Consider the following 26547-nt stretch of genomic DNA (forward strand, 5'->3'; position numbering starts at 1 on the left):
TATTTGTTGTATTATATATATAATATACTTACAGCACATATTTACTTTGGGCAATTAGTATTGCCCAGGGCCTATTTTTTTGTGCAAGGGGGATTATTATGCTATATGAAAGTACCAGAGGTGGTTTAAAGTCAATAAACTCTGCACAAGCCATAAAAATGGGTATTGCTCCGGATGGAGGTTTGTTTGTTCCTGAAAAGGATATAGTAATAAGCTTTGAGCAAATCCAAGAAATGGCAGGTATGAGTTATCAGGAAAGAGCTTGTAAAATTCTGAAATATTTTCTAAGTGATTATACAGATGAAGAAATAAAAGAATGTGTAAATAATGCTTACCAATCCAGTAAGTTCAGTAATACCAATATTGCTCCGGTTGTGGCGCTTAATGGAAACCTTTATGTACTGGAATTGTGGCATGGGCCTACCAGTGCTTTTAAGGACATGGCTTTACAAATAATGCCTCATTTACTGGTTAAAGCAATTGAGAAGACGGGAGAAACAAAAGAAATAGTAATTCTGGTTGCAACATCGGGTGATACTGGTAAAGCAGCCCTGGAAGGATTTAAAAATGTTAAGGGGACAAAGGTTATAGTGTTTTTCCCGGAAAATGGTGTCAGTCAGGTTCAAAAAAAGCAGATGGTTACTCAAGAGGGTAATAATGTCTGGTCGGTCGCCGTAGAAGGTAATTTTGATGATGCCCAAAGTGGTGTAAAAAAGATATTTGCAGATAAAGAGCTAGAGAAGAGAATGTCAGAGGGGGGACATGTTTTTTCTTCTGCAAACTCAATTAACTGGGGAAGGCTGGTTCCTCAGATTATTTACTATTTTTCTGCATATGCCGATCTCTTGAAAGAAGGAAATATCAAGGCCGGAGAAAAAGTAAACATTGTGGTTCCTACAGGTAATTTCGGCAATATACTGGCTGCTTATTATGCTATGAAAATGGGACTTCCTGTAAATAAACTTATTTGTGCATCAAATGAAAATAATGTATTGACAGATTTTATAAGGACCGGAATATATGATATCAGAAGAGAATTCAAAAAGACTATATCACCATCAATGGATATACTTATATCCAGTAACCTGGAAAGACTTCTTTATGAAATAACAGAGCATAATTCGGATATGATAAATATGTGGATGAAAAAACTCATGAGCGACGGCATATACTTCATAGATGAAGAAACCCATAAAAGAATTACTTCCGTTTTCTGGGGAGGATATACTAATGAGAGTGAGACTTTAAAAACCATTGAATCCATATACAGCGATTTTAACTACGTAATTGATACCCATACGGCAGTTGGTGTAGACGTATATGATAAATATGTGATTTCTACAGGAGATATAACCAAGACTATTATAGCTTCAACAGCCAGCCCCTTTAAATTTAATCACAGTGTTGTACGAGCCATATTCGGTGAAGAAGCCGTCAAAGGCAAAAGCGAATTCCAGCTTCTTGACATGCTGTCAGACAAATGCAACATTCCTGTGCCTGAAGGCCTCAGGGATCTGGATAAAAAAGAAGAAAAACATAAGAGAAGATGCAGTGTATCTGGCATGAAACAGGAAGTTATAGAAATATTGTCTATATAGAACTATTTAGAAAGAATAAAAACTCCTTAGTATTGAAAAACTAAGGGGTTTTATATTTATATTCCATTTTGCATTTTGCCTTTTATAGTGCTATTTTTGTGGGTTAATCACTAAAAATTAAATAACTTATTGACATAGAAAAAAACTATTGATATAATAAGTCCAACATCCTACGTTTGACATTGGGTAATTTTTTAAATATTTATAATTCATTAATTTTAAACTTAAGTAAATACAAAACTAACAAATCAAAGTAATATACAAATAATTCTTCATCTAGTGCAGAGGTACCAAGAAAGTTAGCAGTTATTTATTATAAATCTACCAATTATTTCAAAAAGGAGTATGTCAATATGAAAATTGCAGCAGTCTACACAAGCACTACCCCCGAGTTAATTGAAATGGTAAATCAACAATTAAATGCTCAATTTAAAGACGACAGTGTGACAATTGTGAGCTACCAGGATCCTAGTATTCTGCAGGAAGCCCGTGACAATGGTGGTGTTACACCTGGATGTGCCCGCCGGTTGTTGAATTTGTATGAACAGGCTGTAAAAGATGGAGCAAATATTCTGTTTAATATCTGTTCTTCGGTTGGCGATGTGGCAAAACTAGCAAAACCGTTATATGAGATGACAGGTGTTAAGTTTGTGCGCATTGATGAGGATATGGCTATGGAAGCAGTACGCAAAGGAAATCGTATAGGAGTAGTGGCCACACTTCGTACTACTCTTGAACCTACTAAACGTTTAATTCAGGATTGTGCAAAAGTCCTGGGAAAAGAAGTAGTTTTGGTTGATGCGTTGGCAGACGGCGCTTTTGGCCTGAATCAGGAAGATTTTAAGCAAATGTTGATTGATACTTGTTCTAAAGTAAAAGATCAAGTTGATATATTCTTATTCGCTCAAGGTTCTATGGCTTATGCTGAAGAAGCAGTGTCCAGAGCCGTAGGTATGCCAGTATTATCAAGCATAAGGTTCGGAACCGCAGCTGTAAGAAAAGCAGCGGACTCAATGAAATAAATGCATATTGTTTTTGTTTCTGTTCTATATTATAGGCGGCAGCCTTTAAATATAGTAAAGTAAATATAATGATAACAGGAGGAATATATCATGAAGAAAAAACTGGCTATTCTTTTATGCTTCGTGTTGCTATTTGTATTCACAGCATGCGGCAAAAACACTTCTGATAAGAGTGGAACATCAACTACAACCCCTTCAACCACACAAGAATCAAATGCTAATGAACCCATTGGCCCAAATATTACACTTAAAATCGGTTTCAGTACTAATGAGCAAGACCCACGTGGTTTAGCATCTCAGCTCTTTAAAAAGACAGTGGAAGAAAAAACCGGCAAAACCGTTACTGTTGAGATCTATCCTTCAGGACAGTTGGGAGGAGATGCCGCGCTAATTGAGGCTATGGCATTGGATTCAGGTACAGTAGATATTATTATTACTGACGCCAGCAATTTTGCAACATATGAGCCAAAGATGGGAATTTCTGCACTTCCATTTTTGTTTGAAAACTTTGAGGAAGCGTGGGCATTTATGGACAGCGACATAGTTGCTGAAGTAGAGAAATTGCTCTTAGATGACAATATCCGGGTGTTATCTCATTTCTGCAATGGTTTCCGCTGTGTTACAACATCAAAGGTTAAAGTTAACTCACCAGAAGATATGAAAGGAATGCTGATCCGTACCCCAGAGAATCCTGTTATCATGGCTACTATGCGTGCTTTGGGAGCCAATCCGCAGCCTCTTGCTTTTTCAGAACTCTATATGGCTCTTCAACAAGGTACTTATGATGCACAGGAAAATCCCATACCTGTTATTTATAATAATAAACTATATGAAGTTCAATCCTATCTTTCTGTGACAAACCATATTTATTCAGGTATGTGTTTTGCAATAGCTGAAAGCACCTGGAAGAAGATGAGCCCTGCACAGCAAGAGATTGTTGCCGCAGCAGCCAAGGAAGCTGAAAAATATAACCGTGAATTAAATAAACAAATGACAGAAGATTATATCAGCAAGCTTGAAGCTGAAAACATGACTATTATTACTCCTGAACTTGCTCCATTTGTAGAAGCGACCAAGGTTGTTGCCGAGAATCTGAAAGATTCCTATGGAGAAGAACTACTTGCAAAATTGGCTGAATGGCAAAAAAATAAATAAATTATATAAGGACCAACGGTAGGCAGGTGAGGTGAAGCACCATAAGCTTCACCTGCTTAATATATGTGGATAGAAAGGAGAGCAGTTATGCTCAAACTGCAAAAGGTAATAGATAAAACTGCTACCATAATAAGTAGCATTTTATTAGGAATAATGGTAGTTATTTTAATTTACAATGTGGCTGCCCGTTTCCTTGGCGGTGGTATCCGGTGGTATATGGAAGGTTCCCAATATCTGAATGTTTGGGCTATGTTCATTGCAGGCATTGGTATTTGTGTGACCACAGACCATTTAAGAATTTCCCTGATTGAAGATCTGCTTAAAGGTAAAATTAAGTTTGCAAATAAGATTATTGTAGGCATAATAAATTTTTCTTTCTATTGCTTACTGACTTACGGAACATATTTGCTTGCCAGCAAATCCAGGCAGGAAATATCAACCATGCCACCATTGAAAATGTCATATGTCTATTGGCTAATGCCTGTGGCATCTGCTTTAAGTGCAATTTCTGTAATTATCGGCTTAATTGTTGACTTAAATAATAAAGACAAAAAAGGGGGTTCTGCCTGTGATAGCATTTCTCATGATTAGTTTCTTCGTCCTTCTGGCATTGGGAGTTCCTATCGCAGTATCGTTAGGTTTGTCATCAATATTAGGAATACTTTTTATTGGCGGCAGCAATATGGTTACAGTAGGTCAACGTGTGTTTGAGGGTATGAACTCCTTTGCATTACTGGCTATTCCCCTTTATACATTTGCCGGCCTAGTTATGGGAAAGGGTGGGATCGCCCGCCGTATTATCAACTTTTGCTATTCTATAGCTGGCTATGTAATAGGAGGACTGGCTCATGTAAATGTACTTGCAAGTATGGTGTTCGCAGGTATTTCAGGATCTGCGGCTGCAGATACCGCTGGAGTAAGCGGGCTTTTGATGCCAGAAATGGTGAAGAAAAAATATAGCAAGGAATTTACTGTTGCTGTAACAGCCATTTCTTCAACTATTGGCATTATAATTCCCCCAAGCATACCAATGGTTGTATTGGGCGGTATTTTAGGCGTATCTACCGGGAAACTTTTCCTTGGTGGAATTATTCCGGGAATTATTCTTGGTATTGCTCAAATGATAGTGTCCTATTTTGTTGCTAAAAAAGAAGGGGTGCCTAAAGAAGAGGGTAAAATACAGTTTAAGCCTATTTTAGTAGCCTTAAAAGAATCTTTCCTGGCTATACTTATGCCATTTATAATTATTGGCTCTATAATGAGCGGAATAGTATCCCCTACAGAGGCTGGAGTTATTGCAGTTGTATACGGACTGATTGTTGGCGGACTGGTTTATAAGGAGTTAAAGTGGGAAGATATTAAAATAGCAATGCTGGAAACTGCCAAAACTTGCGGCAAAATATTTATAATAATTGGGGCAGCTGCATTATACACCAAGCTTTTAACTACTGCAGGCTTCCATATATTTGTAAGAGATTTTCTATTATCAATATCAACAAATCCTACAGTAATACTGTTAATTATATTATTAATTATATTGATAGTAACAACATTTATGGAAAGCATTGCAACACTTACGCTTTTAATGCCGGTACTGTTTCCTGTTACCCAGGCAGTGGGGATTGACCCAACTGTTTTCTGCGTTCTTGTTGTAGTATGCATAGGTGTAGGACTTGTAACTCCGCCGGTGGGTATGTGCCTTTATATAGCATGTGATCTCATGGATCTGGATATAATACCTGCTACCAAGGCTTTGCTTCCGTTTATATTCGCTACATTAATATGTATTTTACTATTTATATTATTCCCAGGATTAATACTATGGCCGGCAAGCTTTATCTAATATATGTTACTTAATGTGGCCTATATTATATAAGCATATTAAATGAAAGGACTATGTTATGAAACTAATCAATAGCGTTTGTACAAATTTATACTTCCCAAAATCCCGGAAAAACATTGATGAATTCCGCAGGATGGCATATTTTCTCGCTGAAAAGGGAATAGAGTGCATTGAATTTTACCATGACGGGGACAGCAGGGACAAGATAGGGAGTGTACTGCTTGATACAGGCCTTTCAAGTGTTTATATTGCAGTAATACCATCAAAAGAAAGCAGGTTGGATCTTTGCCACGAAAGTGAAGAAGGAAGAACTGCAGCAGTAAAGCTCTTTAAAAGCTGTATAGATGAGGCTCAGCATAATGGCATACCGGAGATAATGATGAATTCAGGAAGAATAGGAAACAATGTGGAAAAAGGCCTGGATTCTCTGGCAAAATCAATTGAAGAGCTATATGACTATGTTCAGCAGAAAAATTACAGCTTGTGCTTTTTGATGGAGCCTTGTGACAGCATTATGGAAGCCTTCCACCTTATTGGCCCATATGCCCGGACACTGGAATTTATGAAAAGAATGGATAATGCAGGTTTGCCTATAAAACTCACTTTGGATACTGCCCACACCGTTGAAGAAGGAGAGAATTTTTTAGAAGCTCTTAAAGCTGTAAAGCCTTATTGCAACCATATTCATTTTGCAAATTGCTTTATAAAAGACAGAAAGAATCCACTATATGGTGATAAACATCTGGGTTATGAATATCCGGATACTGAATGGATGATACCTGATCTGTCAAATTTATTTATTAGTTTAGAAGGCTTATATGGGCATGATGAAGATTTGCGTATAGGACTTGAAGCACTATGCCGCCAGGAAGATCCATATGAGTATTTCAACAGTGTTTGGGAAAGTTTAACCTTTCTTCATAAGAACTTAAAGGAGGAGAATAGCTATGACATCAGATGAGCTTCGCCGTATGGCAAACAGGTTGCGTTTGGATGTGGTTGAAGCGGTTCATGCTGTTGGAGACGGACATCCGGGGCCTAGTATGTCAATTGCAGAAATACTGTCTGTTTTATATTTTGATAAAATGAATATCAACCCCCAGAAGCCCCGTTGGCCTGAGAGGGATAGACTGATTCTGTCAAAAGGTCATGCTTGTCCAATTCTGTATGCTGCCCTTGCAAGAAAAGGATACTTTTCAATAGAGGAACTAAAAAAGCTTCGTATGTTTGAAGGAATGCTCCAGGGACATCCTGATATGAATAAGACACCAGGTATAGATATGACTTCAGGTTCCCTGGGAAATGGGATAGGTATTGGCCTGGGTATGGCTCTTGGATGCAAAATGCAGGGTCAAAAGAGCTTTATCTATGTCATAGTTGGAGATGGTGAACAGCAGGAAGGAGTTATTTGGGAGGCAGCTATGGCTGCAGCAAAGTATAAGGCGGGCAACTTAATTGTATTTGCTGACTGCAATAATAACCAGTCCGGTGGGAAAGTTACCGAGTTAAGCTCCCTTTATCCGGTAGCAGATAAATGGAAAGCTTTTCACTGGCATGTACAGACAATAGATGGCCATGATGTTGATGCCATAAAAGAAGCCATTGAAAAAGCAAAAGCAATTGAGGACAAACCATCCCTGATTGAGTGTATAACAATAAAAGGCAAAAATATACCCTATATGGAAAATAACAATGCATGGCATAAAAGAACACCGACAGCAGAAGAAGTAAGAATAGCAAGAGAAGCATTAGGAGGTGCCATATGAAGATAAAAAGTACAAGGGAAGCTGCAATAAGAGCCATTATAGAGGCAGCCGAAAAAGATGAGCGCATTATTGTTATATCTCCTGATTCAGTGCTTGCTGCACGTGCTGTTCCTTTTATGGAAAAATTCCCTGACAGGTTAATAGAAGTAGGTATAGCTGAACAAAATTCTGTTCTGGTGGCGGCGGGGATGGCGACCACAGGTTTGATACCTGTAGTAATTAGTTATGCAGGCTTCCTGACTATGCGAGCTTGTGAACAGATACGTACTTTTGTGGCATATCCCGGCCTCAATGTAAAATTCATTGGCTTGAATGGAGGTATGCTGGGAGGTGAGAGAGAAGGCGTTACGCACCAGTTTTATGAGGATGTCGGAATAATGCGTTCTATACCTGGCACAAAGATTATAGCTCCGGCTGATGCAGGGCAAACCTACAAGGCTGCAAAGGCTATGTTGGAAGTAGAAGGTCCGGTGTATCTTAGATTAGGAAGCGGACGGGAACCTGAAGTATTTCCTGATGAAACACCGTTTGAATTTGGAAAAATTCATATGGTTAAATGTTATGGATATGATGTTGCAATTTTCGCAAGCGGATTTATTATGAACCGGGCAGCAGAGGCATTGGAGAAGTTGAAGGAAGAGGGTATAAATGGTATACTAATTAATATTCCCACAATAAAACCAATGGATAGTAAAGCTATTGCACAGATACTGGAACAAACCAACTGTGCTGTAGCAGTAGAAGATCATAATTTCTTTTGCGGAATGTCCAGTGCCATATGCGAAATTGCATCCCATTATCATCCCTGCTATGTTATCCGTATTGGACTAAGGGATATTTATCCCTGCAGTGGACATGCGGATGTATTGCTGGATGCCTATGGTCTTTCCGTGCAGGCAATTGTAGATGGTGCGAAAGAGGCTATAAACAGGAAAAAGGAGAAGATTGTATAAGATATGGGAAAAAACACAGATTCAACTCAAGTGAATGATGGCAAAAAAAATCAATTTAGTTTAATGAAGCCGATGCCCACCAAGTCAGTGGTAGACCGTATAATTGAGAGAATTACCAATGCGATAATCAACGGAGAATTACAACCTGGACAACAAATACCTACAGAAACCGAGCTGTGTGAATCCATGCAGGTAAGCCGTAATTCTGTCCGTGAAGCAATAAAAGTGCTGGTAGCCATGGGTGTGCTGGAAATTCACCGGGCTGAGGGAACATTTGTAGCAAAAGGTTTTTCAGACCGTATGCTGGACCCTATGGTTTATGGTTTAATTCTTGAAGGTGGAAATTCTTCTCATATGATTGAACTAAGAAGGCTCTTTGAAGTGGGTATTTTAAAGCTTGCTATAGATAAAGCAACAGATGATGATATTGAACAGATGCAGAAAGCTTTGGCAGATTTGAAATCAGTTATAGAAAACTGTCCAAATAAAAATAAAATACTTGATGCTGATATAAAGTTTCATAAGGCGTTGGAGCATGCTATAAAAAATCCACTTGTGGAAAAAATCAGCCGTGTAATAGAACGACTGTCACGCCCTACCAGGGCCAGGGCAACAGAGCATTTTATCCGTACGAATGAATTGGATGAAATGTATGAGTTACACAAACAAATGCTTGATATTATTATTAGGAGAGATGAAACGTTAGTTGCAGAAACAATCGATAAACATTTCAAATATTGGAAATCAGAATTGCGTTGACAGAGGAGGAGCAATATGGAAGGATATTTTAAACGAGTTACTCGTATGACTCCTACACGTTTATGGATTAATAATGTAACAGTATCCCAGGCAAGAGTAGGTATTGCTGCAGGAGCAGTGGGCTGCACGCAAAACCCATCCTACGTATCAAAAATGCTTAAGGAAGAACCACAGTTGTGTGAACAGCTGATTGATAAATGGATTGAAAAGACAGATGATGATACAGAAGTTTTAATCCAGGTTCAGGCAGAACTGGTAGGTTTAATTGCCAGGGAATTTATGCCACTGTATGAATCAAGTCACGGTGAATTAGGTTATGTTACTATTCAAGGTGATCCTTTTCAGGAAAATACTGATGCTATAATGCGCCAGGCTGAGATAGCCAGGGCCTATGGGCCTAATATTATGGTCAAAATCCCTGTAGTGCCAGATGGTATTAAAGCAATTTCATCACTGGTAAAAATGGGAATCCCGGTATGCTGTACAGAAGTATTTGCCGTTCAGCAGGCCATTGATATTTGTGAAGCTTTACTCAAAGCAACAGAAGGCAACCCAAAGACAGTGGTCTATCTTGCACACATTGCCGGTATATATGATGAGTATCTTGGAAATTATGTGAAAGCTAACAATATTGATATTGAACCGGATATACTCTGGCATGCAGGAATTGCTGTAGCTAAAAAGGTTTATGAAACTGTTAAGGAACGCCGCTACCCGGTGGAATTTTTAAGTGGCGGAGCCCGCGGACTTCATCATTTCACTGAGATGGTCGGAGCTGAAGCCACAGTTACAATTAATTGGTCAGGAACCGGTGAAGAACTTGAAAAATCTAATCCTGTTGTGGTACAGCGTTTTCATATGCCAACCCCTTCATCAGTAATAGATGAGCTTTTAAGAAAATTGCCTGATTTTAGAAAAGGGTTCTTCCCTGGGGAATTATCACCTGAAGAATATGAGAATTTTGGCCCAGTTGCCTTATTCCGCAATACTTTTGAAAAAGCATGGAAACAGGCTTTAGTTGAAATTTCTCAACGGCGTAAATTTAAAAAATTTGGAAGTTAGAATTAATAAATTTTCATGAATAATTTTTATTGAAAAGGTCAATTATAATAGCGTAACGGGTACGTAATGGTTGAGTCAAGACTTATATATGTTCCGAAGGGGATATATATAGGTCGGCCAAAGATTGTATATATGTCTAAAGGCTGGTCCTACAGGCGTATATGCAGTCGGAGGGAAGATTCTATATAGTAGGGAAAGGTTTTATTATAGTCTGTATATGATTAGATTATAATAGGATCCCAACTTATTATATAGGGTCGAGCGAAGACCATGCAGAGTGCTGTTACGGTTATATGCAGCCGAGAGGTTGCATATAGCTGGGTAGGTATTTTGCATGGTCGAACGAACCATCATTATGGGTGATGAACTGCTTGGTTATGGCCGGAAGGTCATAGCTAGGTAATAAGTTATCTATAGTGGTGCAAGGTAGATCATTACGTGCTCGTTGTGTTTTATATGGAAATATCCTCACTTTCATATTCCCAGAACAGCTTTATATTTTTTCCTGAGTTTGTCTGTTTCATTTCATCTATTTTATTAAATAAATATATTGAAACTCTAAACAAAATATGTTAACATTACACAGTATAAAAACATTTGTGCGTGACAGGAGGACAGAAGGTAATATGTCGAAAAATTCAACTTGCTTTCTGGTTGACTCTTCTATATTACCTGAAGTTTTTTCAAAGGTGGTAGAAGTCAAAAGGTTATTAACAAAATACCCTGGTAAAACCGTAAATGAAGCGGTAAAAGAAGTAAATATAAGCCGCAGCGCTTATTACAAATATAAAGATTTTGTTTTTCCTTTCTATGAGACTTCAAGAGGCAGGATAATTACTCTACATTTAGTTGTAGAAGATTTTCCAGGCATATTATCCAATATATTAAATAAAATAGCCCTGTCAAAAGCAAATATTGTTACAATTAATCAAAATATTCCAATAAACGGATTGGCAGATGTAATTATATCAATTGAAACTGCAGATATGGAAATAAGTATAAAAGAACTTATGGATAGTATCAGCAGTATTGAAGGAGTTAGAAAACAGGCAATACTTGCAAGAGAATAGAGGGGAGTTAACAATGGTTGATATTGCTGTACTGGGATACGGAGTAGTGGGTTCCGGAGTGGTAGAAGTAATCAATACAAACCAAATGAGTATTAACGAAAAGGCCGGAGAAGAAATAAGAGTTAAGAAGATACTTGATATAAGGGATTTTAGTGATGATCCTAATAAAGATATAATAACAAACAATGCAGATGAGATTTTTGAAGATGAATCAATTAAAATTATAGTAGAAACAATAGGAGGTACAGGAGCAGCTTTAGAATATACAAAGCGGGCTTTTTTAGCGGGCAAGCATGTTGTGTCCTCAAATAAGGAATTGGTTGCTCTTCACGGGCCAGAACTGTTAAAAATGGCCAAGGAAAATAATGTTTACTACCTTTTTGAAGCCAGCGTGGGCGGTGGTATTCCGATTATCAGGCCGTTAAACCAATGTCTGGCCGCAAACGAAATTTATTCCATAACTGCAATACTAAATGGTACAACAAACTATATTATTACACAAATGAAAGATTCAGGTAAGAGTTTTTCATCTGCGTTGGAGAATGCGAAGAAGAATGGATACGCAGAGGCAAACCCTATTGCTGACATTGAAGGTCTAGACACATGCAGAAAAATCGCGATTCTGTCTTCTATTGCTTTTAATGAGTTTGTAGATTGCAGGAATATCTATACAGAAGGTATTAGCAAGCTGTCTTTGCTCGATTTTGAGTATGCCCTGCAGATGAATTCAGTAATCAAACTTATAGCTATAAGTGAAAAGAAAAATGATAAAATTCATGCAAGAGTAAGTCCTGCAATTATCAATAACAGCCATCCTTTGGCAAATGTGGATGATGTATTTAATGCCATATTAGTAAGAGGAAATGCAATAGGAGAAGTTATGTTTTATGGGCGGGGAGCAGGAAAATTGCCTACTGCCAGTGCTGTTGTAGCAGATATAATAGACATAATAAAACATGTTGACAGTAATGGAAGAAATATTTGGAAAAGGAAAGACTATAATAATATTGAAGATATAGATAATATGGAAACCAGGTTTTTTGTGAGAGTATCTGCAGGTGATATTGAACAGGCAAAGAACTTAATTATCCGGGAATTTGGGGAAGTAAACTTTATTTATCTGAACAAAAAGGAAACAGCGAAAGAAATTGCATTTGTTACCTGCAAAGATACCGAAAAAGCACATAAAGATAAATTTAGTAATTTAATGAACAGTGGTTTAATTGATAATATTGTGAGCTCAATCCGCATACTTGATGAGTGAAACTTGTTTTTAACAAAAATGATCTCTATTCTAAAAGGTATATAAGGTCCTGTTATCAATATTGATTGCGGACCTTATATACCTTTTAGTTGTTAATAATTTTCTTTTTTACAGCCTATTACTGGATTTTACTCTCTGTAATATCCATAACCACCGTTCCAGAACAACATCAGGAACAGGATGATGAAGAAAAGAATAGCGCAGTTATCATTAAATAAACCTTTTGAAATGCCTGACATATTACAGACCTCCCTTTTTACTGAGATTTACTGAGATAGTATATATTATTCCGGTGAACAAAAAAGGGTGACTATATCTGACATACTTTCCTGTTTAAGATTGCAAACAGTGCTCAAGTTCTCTATAATGTGTTATAACAAGTATTATGAATTACATAATGTTTGAGACATGAAACAAAAGTATAAAAATTTTGTCAAGCTATGGAGGTAAGCAAAATGAAAGTATTAGACTCCTTTTCATTAGAAGGGAAAGTTGCCTTGTTAACAGGTGGAGCAGGAAAATATGGCCGGCAGATAGCTTATGCTTTGGCAGAAGCTGGCGCTGAAACATATATGGCTTCCAGAAATGTTGAGAAACTTGAAATATTAGCTTCCGAACTCAGAGAACAGGGTTATAAGGCTAAAGCATTGTATTATGACCAGGGTAAAGAAGAAACTATACTTGCACTCAGAGATGAAATTTTGAAACAGAGTGGGAGAATTGATATATTAGTAAATAATGCTGTAGCAAGAACTACAAATGATTGGGATGATCCTGCAGAAAACTTTACAAAAAGTATGATTATTAATGGTACAGGCATTTTTTTAATGTGCAGAACATTCGGAGATGTAATGGCTGCCCAGGGTGGTGGTTCCATAATTAATATTGCTTCAATGATGGGCATGGTTGGACCTGATAAGAATAACTATGAAGGTCTTAATATGGGAAAATCAGCAGGAGATTATTATTTTCATAAGGCAGGAATGATTAATTTTACAAAATTCGTAGCAAGCAAGTACGGTGCAAGAAATGTACGCTGCAATGCAGTAAGTCCGGGAGGATTATTTGCCAATCAACCGGAGTTATTTGTTGAAAGATATAATAAAAGGACACTTCTTGGAAGAATGGCAAATGATACCGATCTTAAGGGTGTTATTGTATTTCTGGCTTCTGATGCTTCCTTGTATATTACCGGAGCAAATATACCTGTTGATGGGGGATATACAGCAATATAGGGATTATAATAATACACTATTTATACTGTTCAGAGTACTTGTTAATGATTTAACAATATGATAAGATATAGTCAGACTGTTTTTTAAAAGGTGGTCATAAGATGAAAATCAGAGAAATAATAGAAATACTTGATGCGAAACTCCTTACCGGATCAGATGGAATGGAACAGGAAATAATTTCAGCCTGCGGATCCGACCTTATGAGTGATGTAATGGCATATGTGAAAGAAAGTAATATTATGCTACTTACCGGACTGGTTAATCCTCAGGTTATCCGTACTGCTGAAATGATGGATATTAAAGCGGTAGTTTTCGTAAGAGGGAAAATACCTGGAGAAAATATTATTAAACTTGCAGAACAAATGAATATTGTAGTATTATCTACAAAACTTCCTATGTTTACTGCTTGTGGAAGACTTTATAGCGCAGGGATAACAGGACGGTGCACTTATAATGGATAAAGAATCATCCATTAACCTGAGTTTTATTTTACCGGATGATGATTTCAGAGTAGCCGGAGAGGCCTCCAGCAGTGTAAAAAAAGTATTGAGCCATCTTGGAATTAATCCTCAGATAATAAGGAGGACCGCTATTGCAATGTATGAAGCAGAAATCAATGCGGTTATACATGCGGGAGGTGGAACTGCCGATGTTAATATTTATCCGGATAGAATAGTAATAAAAATTGAAGATAAGGGTCCGGGAATACCAGATATAGATTTGGCAATGCAGGAAGGATACTCAACTGCTTCTGAAAGAATAAGGGAAATGGGCTTCGGTGCAGGAATGGGGCTCCCTAATATAAAAAGGTATTCTGATGAGCTTCAAATTGACTCAAAGGTTGGAGAAGGAACTGTGGTAAAGATTACGGTTTATGTTAACTAAAAAGGAGTGGGGGCATGAATAATTATTTTCATTCAGTCAGACTTGACGAAGAGAAATGCAGAGGATGTACCAATTGCATAAAAAGATGTCCTACTGAAGCAATTAGAGTTCGCAAAAGCAAAGCGAGAATTATTAATGAAAGGTGTATAGATTGCGGAGAGTGTTTGCGAGTATGTCCGTACCACGCCAAAAAGGCTATTACAGATCCACTTGAAATCATAAAACAATATAAATATAAAGTAGCTATCCCTGCACCATCATTATATGGGCAGTTTAAGCCCGAATTTTCAAGAAACCGGATATTGAATGCACTAAAAAAGGTTGGTTTTGATAAGGTATTTGAAGTATCAAGAGCCGCAGAAATTGTAAGTGATGCCACAAAAAGGGCAATTTCACAGGGGATAGAGAATAAACCATTGATTTCTTCAGCCTGTCCGGCAGTTGTAAGGCTAATACAAGTCAGATTTCCAAGCCTTATTGATAATATTCAGAGAATTCATTCTCCTATGGAAGTGGCAGCAAGGATTGTACGTAAAGAGCTGATTTCTGAGGAAGGATTATCTTCAGATGATATAGGTGTTTTTTTTATTACTCCTTGTCCTGCAAAAGTTACCAGCATAAAGGGTAATTATATAGGAGAGTATTCATCGGTTAACGGAGCTATAGCCATAAAAGATATTTATATAAAACTCTTGGAAATATTAGGCAATGATGAAGACTCTGAAGAACTTGAGATGTCAGGTTTTAAAGGTGTAAGATGGGCAAATATAGGAGGAGAGGGATTAGCTCTCGGGACAGATCAATTTCTGGCAGTGGATGGTATTCATAACGTAATTAGCATTCTTGAGGAAATAGAAAATGGAAAACTCAAGGATGTAGATTTTATAGAAGCCCTTGCATGTACAGGTGGTTGCATCGGAGGCCCCCTGACCGTTGAAAATATGTTTGTGGCGAAAAATAACCTTAAGAAACATATAGATATTGCAAAAAGAAAAGAATATCCGCCTGTCAATTCAGAAATATATGATGATATCCTGGGCTGGACCAGAAGTATTGTACACCGGCCGGTTATGAAATTGGATGATGATATTTCAGTTGCTATTAAAAAGCTTGAGGCTCTTGAAAAAATTAACCGGGATCTTCCCGGTTTAGATTGCGGAGCCTGCGGCGCTCCAAGCTGTAGAGCTTTGGCTGAAGATATAGTAAGAGGAAAAGCAACCGAGACTGATTGTATTTTTAAACTAAGAGAGAAAGTAAGAAGCCTTGCTGTACAAATGGCAGAGCTGGAATCAAAAATGCCACCTGTATTGGATAAAGATAGGAGTGTTGACGATTGACTGTAGGAGAGATAGCAAAAGAACTTGAATTAGAAGTTTTAACAGGAGAGAAAAGCCTTAATAAAGAAATAACAGGAGTTTATGTATGTGATTTATTAAGCTGGGTTATGTCCCACGCCGGTAAAGGGAATATATGGGTTACTATACACAATCACATCAATATAGTGGCTGTTGCCTTGCTCACAGAAGTTTCCTGTATTATAATACCCGAAAATATTGAAGTAGAAGAAACAACTTTAACAAAAGCCATGGAAGAAGGAGTAAATATTCTTCGCAGCAAATCAAGCGCATATGAATTATGCTGCAGAATATTTCAAATAACTTCCAAATAATTATTTCGTTTTATCCAGGTGAGCCAATGAAATTATCATATGATTTGCATATCCATTCTGCTTTATCCCCATGTGCAGATAATGATATGACTCCAAACAATATTGTTAATATGGCATGTTTAAAGGGATTAGATATTATAGCGGTCACTGACCATAATTCAGCAGAGAATATTGAGGCAGTTATAAAATGTTCTCATGGAAAGGAACTGCTTATAATACCAGGTATGGAAGTCATGACCAGGGAAGAAGTCCACATTGTCTGTCTTTTCCCTGATCTTGACGGAGTATTGAAGTTTCAGAATATTGTGTATAATGCCTTACCAGACATTTCAAACAGAGCTGATATATTTGGACAGCAGATCATATTAAATGAAAAGGATCAGATCACAGGATATGTAGAAACTATGCTCCTTGCAGGTGCAGATTTAAGTATAGAGGATGTGTTCAGCCATACCATAATGCTTGGAGGAGCAGCACTACCTGCTCATGTTGATAAAACTTCATACAGTATTATATCTAATCTGGGAACTGTACCTGAGGAACTGGAAACAGGATATCTTGAAATATCCAAGAACTGTTCGGAAACAGAATTTAAATCATTGCATTCCGATCTTGCTAAATATAATTTCATAAAATCTTCTGACGCGCATTTTCTTTGGGATATTCTTGAAAGAGAAAGCTTTATAGAACTTGAGGAAGCCAGCGCCCATTGCCTTATTGCCAAGCTGAGAAATAAAGTATAACTTTTCGTGTCCCATTTCTAAATTATTATTGACAAAATAGACTACAGATAGTATAGTTATTCAATAAAATATAATAAATATAACAATATATTGTACAATTAATATTATCTAATAAGGGAGGGTGTGTAATTAATGGAAAGAAAATTAAAATTTGATACCCTACAGGTGCATGCAGGTCAGGAACCCGATCCTACCACAGGTTCAAGGGCGGTTCCTATATACCAGACTACATCATATGTGTTCAGGAACGTGGAACATGCAGCTAATCTCTTCTCACTAAAAGAAGTTGGAAATATATATACAAGAATTATGAACCCCACTACAGATGTCTTTGAAAAAAGAATGGCTGCTCTCGAAGGCGGAGTAGGAGCTTTGGCTTTGGCTTCAGGTTCAGCGGCTATTACATATGCCATCCTTAATCTTGCAGGTGCCGGAGATGAGATAGTGTCTGCAAGTACACTATATGGAGGCACGTATAATCTTTTTGCAGTCACCCTGCCCAAATATGGTATTAATACAACTTTTGTTAATCCTGACAACCCAGAGAATTTTAGAAGAGCAATAACAGATAAAACAAAAGCTTTGTATATAGAGACAATTGGAAATCCGGGAATAAACCTTGTGGATATTGAGGAAGTGGCAAAGATAGCACACGAAAATGGAATACCCTTAATAGTTGATAATACTTTCGGTACCCCGTATTTAATAAGACCTTTTGAGTATGGAGCAGATATTGTAGTACATTCAGCAACCAAATATATTGGAGGCCATGGGACTTCAATCGGTGGTGTTATTGTGGATTCAGGCAGGTTCCCCTGGGCTGAGAGTGGTAAATTCCCGGGATTTACTGAACCTGATCCGAGTTATCATGGAATAGTATATGCAGAAGCATTGGGACCCCTTGCTTATATTACTAAGGCCAGAGTACAACTGCTAAGAGATATGGGGGCGGCTATAAGTCCCTTTAATTCATTTCTTCTTCTACTGGGATTGGAAACTCTTTCATTAAGAATAGAACGTCATGTAAGTAATACAAAAAAGATTACAGAATTTTTAAAAGGTCATAAAGCTGTATCCTGGGTAAATTATCCTGCTCTTGAAGATAATAAATATTATAAGCTTTCACAGAAATATTTCCCAAAGGGGCCCGGGGCTATATTTACCTTTGGAATTAAGGGAGGATTAAAGGCGGGAATAAAATTTATTGAAAGCCTAAAAATTTTCTCTCACCTGGCGAATGTGGCTGATGCGAAATCCCTGGTAATACACCCGGCAAGCACAACCCATTCCCAATTGTCTGAAGAAGCCCAGTTATCATCAGGAGTAACACCTGACATGATAAGAGTATCTGTAGGTATAGAAGATCCTGAAGACCTTATTTATGACCTTGATCAAGCACTTACTAAGTCGTTGGAAGTATAGTTGGAAGTATAAAGGAGGATGCCTGTGCCGATAAAAATACCTGATAATCTTCCTGCAATGGAAATTCTAAGCAACGAAAATATTTTTGTAATGGGATACGAGAGGGCTTTTCACCAGGATATACGTCCTTTACGAATAGCCATATTAAATATCATGCCCACAAAGATAGCAACAGAAACCCAGCTTTTGAGGCTGTTAAGTAATACACCTCTACAAGTGGATATTGTATTGTTACATCCTGCTTCATACACTTCAAAGAATACTCCCGCAGAACATTTAGAAACTTTTTATAAAACTTTTAATGAAGTTAAGGATGAAAAATTTGACGGTTTGGTAATTACTGGTGCACCAGTAGAAAACATGGATTTCGAAGAAGTTGCCTATTGGGAAGAATTGAAAGAAATTATGGAGTGGAGCAAAACCAGTGTATTCTCTACTCTGCATATATGCTGGGGAGCACAGGCAGGATTATACTATCATTATAAAATTCCAAAGTATCCGTTAAAGGAGAAAATGTTTGGAGTATTTGAACATACAGTAAATGAAAAATTTGTGAAACTTTTCAGAGGCTTTGATGATGTATTCTTTGCACCTCATTCACGGCATACGGAAGTGAGAATAGAAGATGTTGAAAAGGTGCCTGAGCTCCAAATCCTGTCTACATCGAAGGATGCCGGATTATATATTTGTGCCTCAAGGAATGGAAGGCAGATTTTTGTAACTGGCCATCCTGAGTACGATCCCTGTACATTGAAACTGGAATATGAGCGTGATATTGCAAAAAATTTGAAGATTAATATACCTAAAAATTATTTTCCAGGGGATGATCCTACAAAGGATCCAATTGTTAATTGGAGAAGTCATGCAAACCTCCTCTATGCTAATTGGCTGAATTATTATGTTTACCAGGAGACACCTTATGATTTAAATGAATTGAGGTGACATTATGCGCATACTTCATACCTCTGACTGGCATTTAGGCAGGACCCTTGAGAATATAAACAGAATAGATGAGCAAAAACAGTTTATTGATGAATTGTGTGACAAAGCCGACAAAGAGGATATAGACCTGGTTCTTGTGGCAGGAGATATATTTGACACATATAATCCTTCTGCAGCCGCTGAAGAATTATTTTTCGAAGCCATAAACAAACTGAATAAAGGTGGAAAAAGGGCGGTTGTAGTAATTGCCGGAAATCATGACAATCCGGAAAGGCTATGTGCATCCAGTTCTCTTGCTTTTAGAAACGGTATTATTCTTTTAGGTTATCCATCCAGCTATCCCGCAGGTGAAAAAAACGATGATAATAGCATCAGAGTTGTAAATTCCGGCCCGGGATGGCTGGAACTGTTTATAGAGGGTTGTGAACATAATGCTGTAATAATTACACTTCCCTATCCATCTGAAGCACGTCTTGATGAGGTACTAACCGAGGAACTTGAGGAAAATAAACTCCAGAGAGCTTATTCCGACAGAGTGGGAAGCATATTTGAAACCCTATCCAGCCACTTCAGGGATGATACCGTTAATCTGGTGGTAAGCCATATCTTTGTAAGAGGAGGCATTACAAGTAAAGATTCTGAAAGAACTATCCAGGTGGGAGGGGCAATGACGGTGGATCCCGAGGTGCTGCCTTCAAAAGCCCACTATGTTGCCCTCGGCCATTTACATAAGCCACAAAAAGTTAAGGATGCTCCATGTCCTGCATATTATTCAGGCTCTCCTCTGGCATACAGCTTTTCTGAGGCCGGGCAAAGCAAAGAGGTGTTTATTGCAGATATAATCCCTGGGAAAGAACCTTACATAAAAGAGGAATACTTGAACTGCGGAAAGCCATTGGTGAAATGGACAGCAAGGCAAGGAATTGAAGAGGCTCTCAATTGGTGTATGGAGGGCAGGGACCTCAATGCATGGATTGAACTGGAAATTTTTTTGGACAGGCCTCTTACTATGGAGGAACAGAAAAAACTAAGGGAATTAAATCCGGGTATAATAAATATCAAGCCTATAATAGCTACAGAGACTAGCTTTATTGAAGGTTTCGAAGATAGGGAAGCCAAAAAGATTGATGAGCTGTTTAAAGACTATTATAAATACAAAACCGGTATGGAAATATCAGATGAGCTTATGACCATATTTCTTGATGTGTTAAATAGCGAAGACCAGGGAGAGGACGGACTAACGGATTCTGTTATGGAGACTACAGCATAAGGGATATAAAAGGAGTGTTAAAATTGAGACCACGGTACCTTGAGATAGAGGGGCTTCAAAGTTTCAAAGAAGTCCAGAAGGTGGACTTTGATAAACTTGGAGAAACCGGCCTGTTTGGTATTTTTGGGCCCACCGGGAGCGGAAAATCTACAGTATTGGATGCAATCACTCTGGCTTTATATGGTAATGTCCAGAGAGCCTTAAGGGGAACTCATGGCATAATGAATATTTATTCAGACAATCTGAGGGTTGTCTATACTTTTGATCTTCAAAAGGACAAACTGAGGAAGACATATAAAGTTGAAAGGGTTTATAAAAGGAAAAAAGGCTCTGAGAACTTTATTGAAGTTAAATTGGCAAGGCTATCAGATATTACTGGTGAAGGTAATGTGATAATTGCAGACAAACCCAGTGAAGTTACAAGTAAAGTGGAAGAATTGCTGGGTTTAAATTTAGATGATTTTACTCGTTCAGTTGTTTTGCCCCAGAATAAGTTCCAGGAATTTCTTTTTCTGGAAAAATCTAAAAGGAGAGAAATGCTGGAAAGGATTTTCTATCTTGAGGAATATGGAAGGAATTTATCTGAAAAAGTAAACAGGAAGCTTAATGCAACAAAGAATAAATTATCAAATATTGAAGGAGCACTTTCGGCACTTGGAGATATTTCTGAAAAATCCCTCATTGAAGCAGAAAAAAAAGTTCAGGAAGCCAGGGATTTGAAGGAGAAGGTAGATAAGGAACTAAAAAATCTGGAATTAAATTTAAACCAGGCAAGGGAAGTTTGGGACCTTGTAAAGGAACTTAATTTTATATTAGAAAAGGAAGAAACGTACATATCAAAACAGCCAGAGATTGATTTAATGAAAAAACAATATGAGGAATCAATGAAGGCTGAAGGTTTAAAAGAATTAATAGAACAGTACAGGAGTACCGGTAAAAAACTCTATGATACGGTATCACAACTTGATACACTATTGCAGGAAATTAATAACACCGAAAATGTTCTAAAAGATATACGGAAGCATTATGAGATCTGTAAGAAAAGCTTTGATGAAGAAATACCAAGGTTAGTGGAGTTGAAAACAAAGCTTGAAAGTGCTTTGGAATTAAGAAAGGAAGCAGATGATCTTGAAAAGAAGCTGAAAGTACTGCGGGAAGAATATGTTTCACTGAAATTAAAAATTGAATCAAAGGAAAAAGAAATCCATAAAAAGAAAACTGATTTATCTGAGTGTGAAAACAAAATTCAGGAATATAGTAAAACTATTGAGAATTTAAAAGTAGATATTGATTATAGAAGCCAGGTGCAGGCTGCATTAAGAATACAAGATGAAACTGAAGCTTTAAGAAAAGAAAAAGATAGACATGAGATTTTAGTAAAGGAATTGACAAAAAAGACAGAGATTTTGGAGGAGAAACTTGCTGTAATAGAACTGGAGAAAAATAAAGAATTAAGCTTGCTTGAAGGATTGAAAAATGAGCAGATTGCTCAAAAGAATTCGAAGCCAGATGACAGAGATAATATTCTTAAGGATATTAACACTTACCATAATATAAAGGCTATTTGTCAAAGTTTAAAGTATAAAAGAAAAGATATTGACGACCTTAAAGTTGTTTCTGAAGAAGTACATAGAAATATTGAACAGTACATCATTAAATATAATGAAGCTGAAAAATACAGAGATTCTTTATATGAAGAATTAGAAAAACTAAAGACCGATGCTGAACAAGCCAGAAAGGAATACGAAAAGAATTCAGCTTATATATTGGCGCTTAATCTTAAAAAAGGTGAACCTTGCCCTGTTTGTGGGTCAGTTAACCATCCTGCTCCGGCATCAGCCCATAATAACATGCAGGAGATGGATGTTCTTGAAGAAAAACTGAAAGATATCCGGGAAAATCTGGGCAGCCTTGAGATTAAAGCCAGGGAATCTGATAGTGAATGCATAAAATTGAAAGAACAGCTTGAGGGATTAAGAAACAAGCTGAAACAAACCAGGGAAGAAATATCCAAGAAAGAAAATGAATATGAGGCATTAGCCTCAAATCTTCCCGAGAATATAAGAAGTATTAATCCGGAACAAATGGATTATGAACTGGAGAAAATCAACAATAATAATCTGTCAAGATTGAAGGCAGTGGATGAATGGGAAAATAATATTAATGCTCTTGAGAAAAAAATAGCGGATTTAAATAATACTGTTTCCAGATATTTAGCTGATGAAAACGGAATCAAAGCAGAATTGAGAGTAAACAGGGAAAACCTCGCCCAGGAAAAAAATAGACTAAAGGCTTCTTCAGAGCAATATACCGGTAAGCTTTCAGAAATGAATGCTATAAAAAACAGGCTAGGTATAGCAGATATTATTACTGAGATAAGACGAATAGAAGAAAATGACCGTAAAGTGGAAGCACTAAGAAAAAATATTGAGAATCAACAAAATCGTTCAAAGGAAATAAGAGAAAATATTGAAAAGCTTACATGGGAAAAACAGGAAATGCTTACCAGATATAGCGCTCTGGAAGCAGATGGAAAAACCATTAGTTCTCAAAAGAAAGAGAAAGAAGAAAGAATAACTTTGTTGGCAGGACAAGGCGACATTTATGCTCAACTGGCCAATGTTGAAGAAAAAATAATCCGTATACAGCAGGAAGAAAAGAAGTATTTTGAACTAATTAGTAAAACCGAAGCAAAGTATAATGAACTCAATACCCAGAGGGCGGCATTAGAAAACCAAAAAAGTTTATATGAGAAATATCTTAATGTAGAAAAACAACAATTATATAATGCACTGGAAGAAAAAGGTTTCACTAGTATCGAACAAGCAGAAAAATCGATTATTCCGCAGAATGAACGGGATAAAATGGCTGAGATTATAAAGGATTATGAACAAGCAAGAATAAATCTTAAGGCAAACAGGGAACTATTACAGAAAAAACTGAACGGGCGAAGTATAAGTGAATCTGAGTGGGATGATATAAACGGGAGATATAATGAAAAAAGAAAAGAAAGAGATGACAGCATTGCTTTATATGAAAGTGCAAGAAATACATATGCATCTGTTAAAAAGAATTTTGACATATGGGTAGGACTTATAAAAGAGTACAAGGAATATAGCCGTAAATGTGACATGCTTGAACATATACAAAAACTTTTAAGAGGAAACAGTTTTGTTGAGTTTGTTGCTGAAGAGAGATTGAGATATATAGCAAAAGAAGCTTCCCAAACTCTTGGAATACTGACCAAATACAGGTATGCACTGGAATTGGATTCTGAAAGCGGTTTTGTTATAAGAGACAATATGCAGGGTGGCATCCACAGACTGGTAACATCCCTTTCCGGCGGTGAAACGTTTTTAACATCCTTATCTCTCGCCCTTGCTTTGTCAAAGCAAATACAATTGAAAGGACAGAGTCCTTTGGAATTCTTTTTTCTTGACGAAGGTTTTGGTACACTTGACGGAAACTTGCTAGATACGGTAATCGATTCACTGGAAAGGATAAGTTCCTCTGATAGGGTAATCGGGCTGATAAGCCATATTCCTGAAGTTAAAAACAGGGTAGCAAGAAGACTGATAGTAGAACCTCCAACTTCTGAGGGAGTGGGAACCCGTGTTTACATAGAAAAAGCGTAGGGACAGTCCTGCATTTTTTACATTTTTCGGGAACGTTCTTTATTGAATGTTCCCTTTATATATATGTTTATTTCATATTGCATTTCATTTCGCATAACTTTTTCAAAAGACTTTTTAAGTTTTTTATGTAAAAATTGGCCATCTCAGTTATTTAATTCAGTACCCAAAATCGGTCTTTAATATTTAAAAATTATGTTATAATATTATGTATAGTGTCGAAAAAAGCATGTTTTTGGAGTGTATTTTTGTGAGCAAAACATATAAATTGAAAAAACCATATAAATTAATACTGGCTTTGTGCCTGATTACTGCGGTGGTACTTGTTGCATGCAGCATGTATATAAATTATTCTAAACAAAACGGTGAGGATAATATATCCCAAAATGATATTAAAAATAATGGTTCGGAGAATCAAAACCTGGAGAATAATAATACAATCGAGGACAATACTGCAAATGATAATACAAACACCAATGATACAGAGAATAATGAGACAGAGAATAATGACTCATCGAATGATAATGAAACACGTCCTCCTATTGACTTATCTGTGGTAAAGCCTAATGAATCAGGCAAAATTATGGTGGTTATGTTTCATAACTTTATTAAAGAATATAAATCAGGAGATAAAGAGTTTACAACTACATTTGATGAATTCAGGAAGTTGCTTGATACTTTATATGAAAAGGATTATAGATTAATAAGCCTGAGTGATTATTTAAACAATAATATTTCTGTACCGGCAGGATTTATACCTATGGTATTTACCTTTGATGATGGTACAAGCGGCCAGTTTAATTTGATAGAAAAAGACGGTACACTTGTTGCTAATCCTGATTCTGCCGTTGGTATTTTAGAGGAATTCAATAAAACGCATCCCGATTTTGGCCTAAAGGGTACCTTCTTTGTAAATCTGGGGCTTAACACTTTTCCCGGAGCCGGAACTCTTACCCAAAGATTGGAGTATCTTATAAATAAAGGTTTTGAAATCGGAAATCATACCTATACTCATATAAGGCTTAACGAAGCGAAAACAGCCGAAGAAGTACAAAGGGAAATAGGTGGAAACTACAAAAAAATGCTTGAATTAGTTCCCGGATATAAGATGTCATTATTTTCACTGCCATATGGACTTCCTGCTTCAGACTTAAGAAATTTTGTTATAGAGGGCGAGTTTGAAGGTATTAAGTATCAAAACAAAGTAATAGTCGAAGTTGGTGCCAATCCGGCATTATCACCTGTCAGCAAGGATTTTAATCCTCTTTCTACACCCCGGGTTAGGTCTCAGGGGATAGAACCTGTTTACATGGATTTGACCTGGTGGCTTGAAAATCTTTCCAGAGAAGAACAGTATGTAAGCGACGGAGATCCTGACACCATCACTGTGCCAAAAGAAAGAGAACATTTAATTGATAAAAGCAAACTGGAAGGACGTAATTTGATTATATACTAGATTTCTAATCGCACACTGGATTTACCGGTATTTCCTGATGCTAGTATATCACACCTAATTTTGGCATTTGATTTGCATATTTGAATATATGTGTTATAATAAATATATATATATATTATATATAAGTTCTCAAGCATTTTCATAAATAGCGGGAATATAGGACATTATTAACAGCAATAATCATACTACAATTAAGTTTATGCTAATTGCATTGTCAAAGTGAATTATTCTGAGATAATTTGTTATAAAACAATGCTATTTAAAAACATGCTTTTTTAATTTGTAGTATGTATTAGTTTGTACTAGTTTATTTTTCATTATCAACTGATTGATATTATTTATTATTATTATAATTAGGGAGTGTTATATATGGCAAAGGGTGCACCAAAAAAAATTCAGACAGATGCTGATGTAAAGAAAAAGGCTGTAAAACTGGTTATTGCTCACATGAAGAAAAAACTACCAGAAAATACTATGGGTCTGGATCTAGTGCTAAATTGGATTGCAGATATGGAAGAAATATTGAATAAAGATGAGTTTGAATTGCTGGAATATATCGATATGAGGAAAAGACTAAATGATGTTATTGAACGTACTTTAGATGAAGAATTACGATTTAAGCTCAGAGATTCATGGTATAGTTTCGGAAAGGCACTAGATAGAAAAGTTAAACGGCATTAACAGGCATTATTAATTAAATTAAGTGTTATGTACCTTAAATAAAGTATCAATATTAAAAATAATAATGTATCAGTTTAATCAATAATTTACCATTATCAAAAAGGAACCTGAAAAAAGGTT

24 protein-coding genes are annotated in these 26547 nt (G+C 36.8%); all 24 read left to right on the forward strand.

Annotated features, from left to right (window positions below; all coding sequences use genetic code 11):
• Positions 1–98: 98 nt before the first annotated feature.
• The gene (locus GXX20_08225) at positions 99–1598 is read left to right on the forward strand and encodes a threonine synthase (GenBank protein HHW31643.1); all 1500 of its coding nucleotides are present in this window, start codon (positions 99–101) and stop codon (positions 1596–1598) included.
• Positions 1599–1951: 353 nt separating this feature from the next.
• A complete protein-coding gene (locus GXX20_08230; protein ID HHW31644.1) occupies positions 1952–2620 on the forward strand; it encodes an Asp/Glu/hydantoin racemase in 669 nt (222 codons plus the stop codon).
• 90 nt (positions 2621–2710) lie between these two features.
• Positions 2711–3775, forward strand: coding sequence for a TRAP transporter substrate-binding protein (locus GXX20_08235; GenBank protein ID HHW31645.1), 1065 nt, complete (start codon positions 2711–2713; stop codon positions 3773–3775).
• An 87-nt stretch (positions 3776–3862) separates the two neighbouring features.
• Positions 3863–4366 (forward strand): TRAP transporter small permease, encoded by a 504-nt coding sequence (locus GXX20_08240; GenBank protein HHW31646.1) that lies wholly within the window; start codon positions 3863–3865, stop codon positions 4364–4366.
• On the forward strand, positions 4344–5618 hold the full coding sequence (locus GXX20_08245) for a TRAP transporter large permease (GenBank protein HHW31647.1): 1275 nt from the start codon (positions 4344–4346) through the stop codon (positions 5616–5618). Before GXX20_08240 ends, GXX20_08245 begins: the two co-directional genes overlap by 23 nt.
• A 58-nt stretch (positions 5619–5676) precedes the next feature.
• Positions 5677–6579, forward strand: a complete 903-nt coding sequence (locus tag GXX20_08250; GenBank protein HHW31648.1) for a sugar phosphate isomerase/epimerase — start codon at positions 5677–5679, stop codon at positions 6577–6579.
• Positions 6566–7384 (forward strand): transketolase, encoded by an 819-nt coding sequence (locus GXX20_08255; protein ID HHW31649.1) that lies wholly within the window; start codon positions 6566–6568, stop codon positions 7382–7384. Before GXX20_08250 ends, GXX20_08255 begins: the two co-directional genes overlap by 14 nt.
• Positions 7381–8337, forward strand: a complete 957-nt coding sequence (locus tag GXX20_08260) for a transketolase (protein ID HHW31650.1) — start codon at positions 7381–7383, stop codon at positions 8335–8337. Before GXX20_08255 ends, GXX20_08260 begins: the two co-directional genes overlap by 4 nt.
• A 3-nt stretch (positions 8338–8340) precedes the next feature.
• Complete coding sequence (locus tag GXX20_08265; protein ID HHW31651.1) at positions 8341–9096, forward strand: FadR family transcriptional regulator; 756 nt, start codon at positions 8341–8343, stop codon at positions 9094–9096.
• Positions 9097–9111: 15 nt separating this feature from the next.
• Positions 9112–10158 (forward strand): hypothetical protein, encoded by a 1047-nt coding sequence (locus GXX20_08270; protein ID HHW31652.1) that lies wholly within the window; start codon positions 9112–9114, stop codon positions 10156–10158.
• A 626-nt stretch (positions 10159–10784) separates the two neighbouring features.
• Positions 10785–11228, forward strand: coding sequence for an ACT domain-containing protein (locus GXX20_08275; protein HHW31653.1), 444 nt, complete (start codon positions 10785–10787; stop codon positions 11226–11228).
• A gap of 13 nt (positions 11229–11241) precedes the next feature.
• Positions 11242–12492 carry a homoserine dehydrogenase gene (locus GXX20_08280; GenBank protein ID HHW31654.1) on the forward strand — a complete coding sequence of 417 codons (1251 nt, stop codon included), beginning with the start codon at positions 11242–11244 and terminating at the stop codon, positions 12490–12492.
• 455 nt (positions 12493–12947) lie between these two features.
• The gene (locus GXX20_08285) at positions 12948–13727 is read left to right on the forward strand and encodes an SDR family oxidoreductase (GenBank protein HHW31655.1); all 780 of its coding nucleotides are present in this window, start codon (positions 12948–12950) and stop codon (positions 13725–13727) included.
• Positions 13728–13828: 101 nt separating this feature from the next.
• Positions 13829–14188: a hypothetical protein gene (locus tag GXX20_08290; GenBank protein HHW31656.1), complete on the forward strand. Its 360-nt coding sequence runs from the start codon at positions 13829–13831 to the stop codon at positions 14186–14188.
• On the forward strand, positions 14181–14612 hold the full coding sequence (locus tag GXX20_08295; GenBank protein ID HHW31657.1) for an anti-sigma regulatory factor: 432 nt from the start codon (positions 14181–14183) through the stop codon (positions 14610–14612). Before GXX20_08290 ends, GXX20_08295 begins: the two co-directional genes overlap by 8 nt.
• Positions 14613–14626: 14 nt before the next feature.
• Positions 14627–15949 carry a 4Fe-4S dicluster domain-containing protein gene (locus GXX20_08300; GenBank protein ID HHW31658.1) on the forward strand — a complete coding sequence of 441 codons (1323 nt, stop codon included), beginning with the start codon at positions 14627–14629 and terminating at the stop codon, positions 15947–15949.
• Positions 15946–16281: an AraC family transcriptional regulator gene (locus tag GXX20_08305; GenBank protein HHW31659.1), complete on the forward strand. Its 336-nt coding sequence runs from the start codon at positions 15946–15948 to the stop codon at positions 16279–16281. The genes GXX20_08300 and GXX20_08305 overlap by 4 nt, the downstream gene beginning before the upstream one ends.
• Before the next feature lie 26 nt (positions 16282–16307).
• The gene (locus GXX20_08310; GenBank protein ID HHW31660.1) at positions 16308–17024 is read left to right on the forward strand and encodes a PHP domain-containing protein; all 717 of its coding nucleotides are present in this window, start codon (positions 16308–16310) and stop codon (positions 17022–17024) included.
• Positions 17025–17156: 132 nt separating this feature from the next.
• Entirely contained in the window at positions 17157–18446 is a 1290-nt protein-coding gene (locus GXX20_08315; GenBank protein HHW31661.1) for a homocysteine synthase, read from the forward strand.
• 24 nt (positions 18447–18470) lie between these two features.
• Positions 18471–19388 carry a homoserine O-succinyltransferase gene (metA, locus tag GXX20_08320; protein HHW31662.1) on the forward strand — a complete coding sequence of 306 codons (918 nt, stop codon included), beginning with the start codon at positions 18471–18473 and terminating at the stop codon, positions 19386–19388.
• 4 nt (positions 19389–19392) lie between these two features.
• Entirely contained in the window at positions 19393–20658 is a 1266-nt protein-coding gene (locus tag GXX20_08325; GenBank protein ID HHW31663.1) for an exonuclease SbcCD subunit D, read from the forward strand.
• 23 nt (positions 20659–20681) lie between these two features.
• Positions 20682–24293, forward strand: a complete 3612-nt coding sequence (locus GXX20_08330; protein HHW31664.1) for an AAA family ATPase — start codon at positions 20682–20684, stop codon at positions 24291–24293.
• 334 nt (positions 24294–24627) lie between these two features.
• A complete protein-coding gene (locus tag GXX20_08335; protein HHW31665.1) occupies positions 24628–25746 on the forward strand; it encodes a polysaccharide deacetylase family protein in 1119 nt (372 codons plus the stop codon).
• 369 nt (positions 25747–26115) lie between these two features.
• Entirely contained in the window at positions 26116–26427 is a 312-nt protein-coding gene (locus GXX20_08340) for a hypothetical protein (GenBank protein HHW31666.1), read from the forward strand.
• The last annotated feature ends 120 nt before the right edge of the window (positions 26428–26547 follow it).

The organism is Clostridiaceae bacterium (assembly GCA_012840395.1).
In the GTDB taxonomy this organism is placed as follows: Bacteria; Bacillota; Clostridia; order Acetivibrionales; family DULL01; genus DULL01.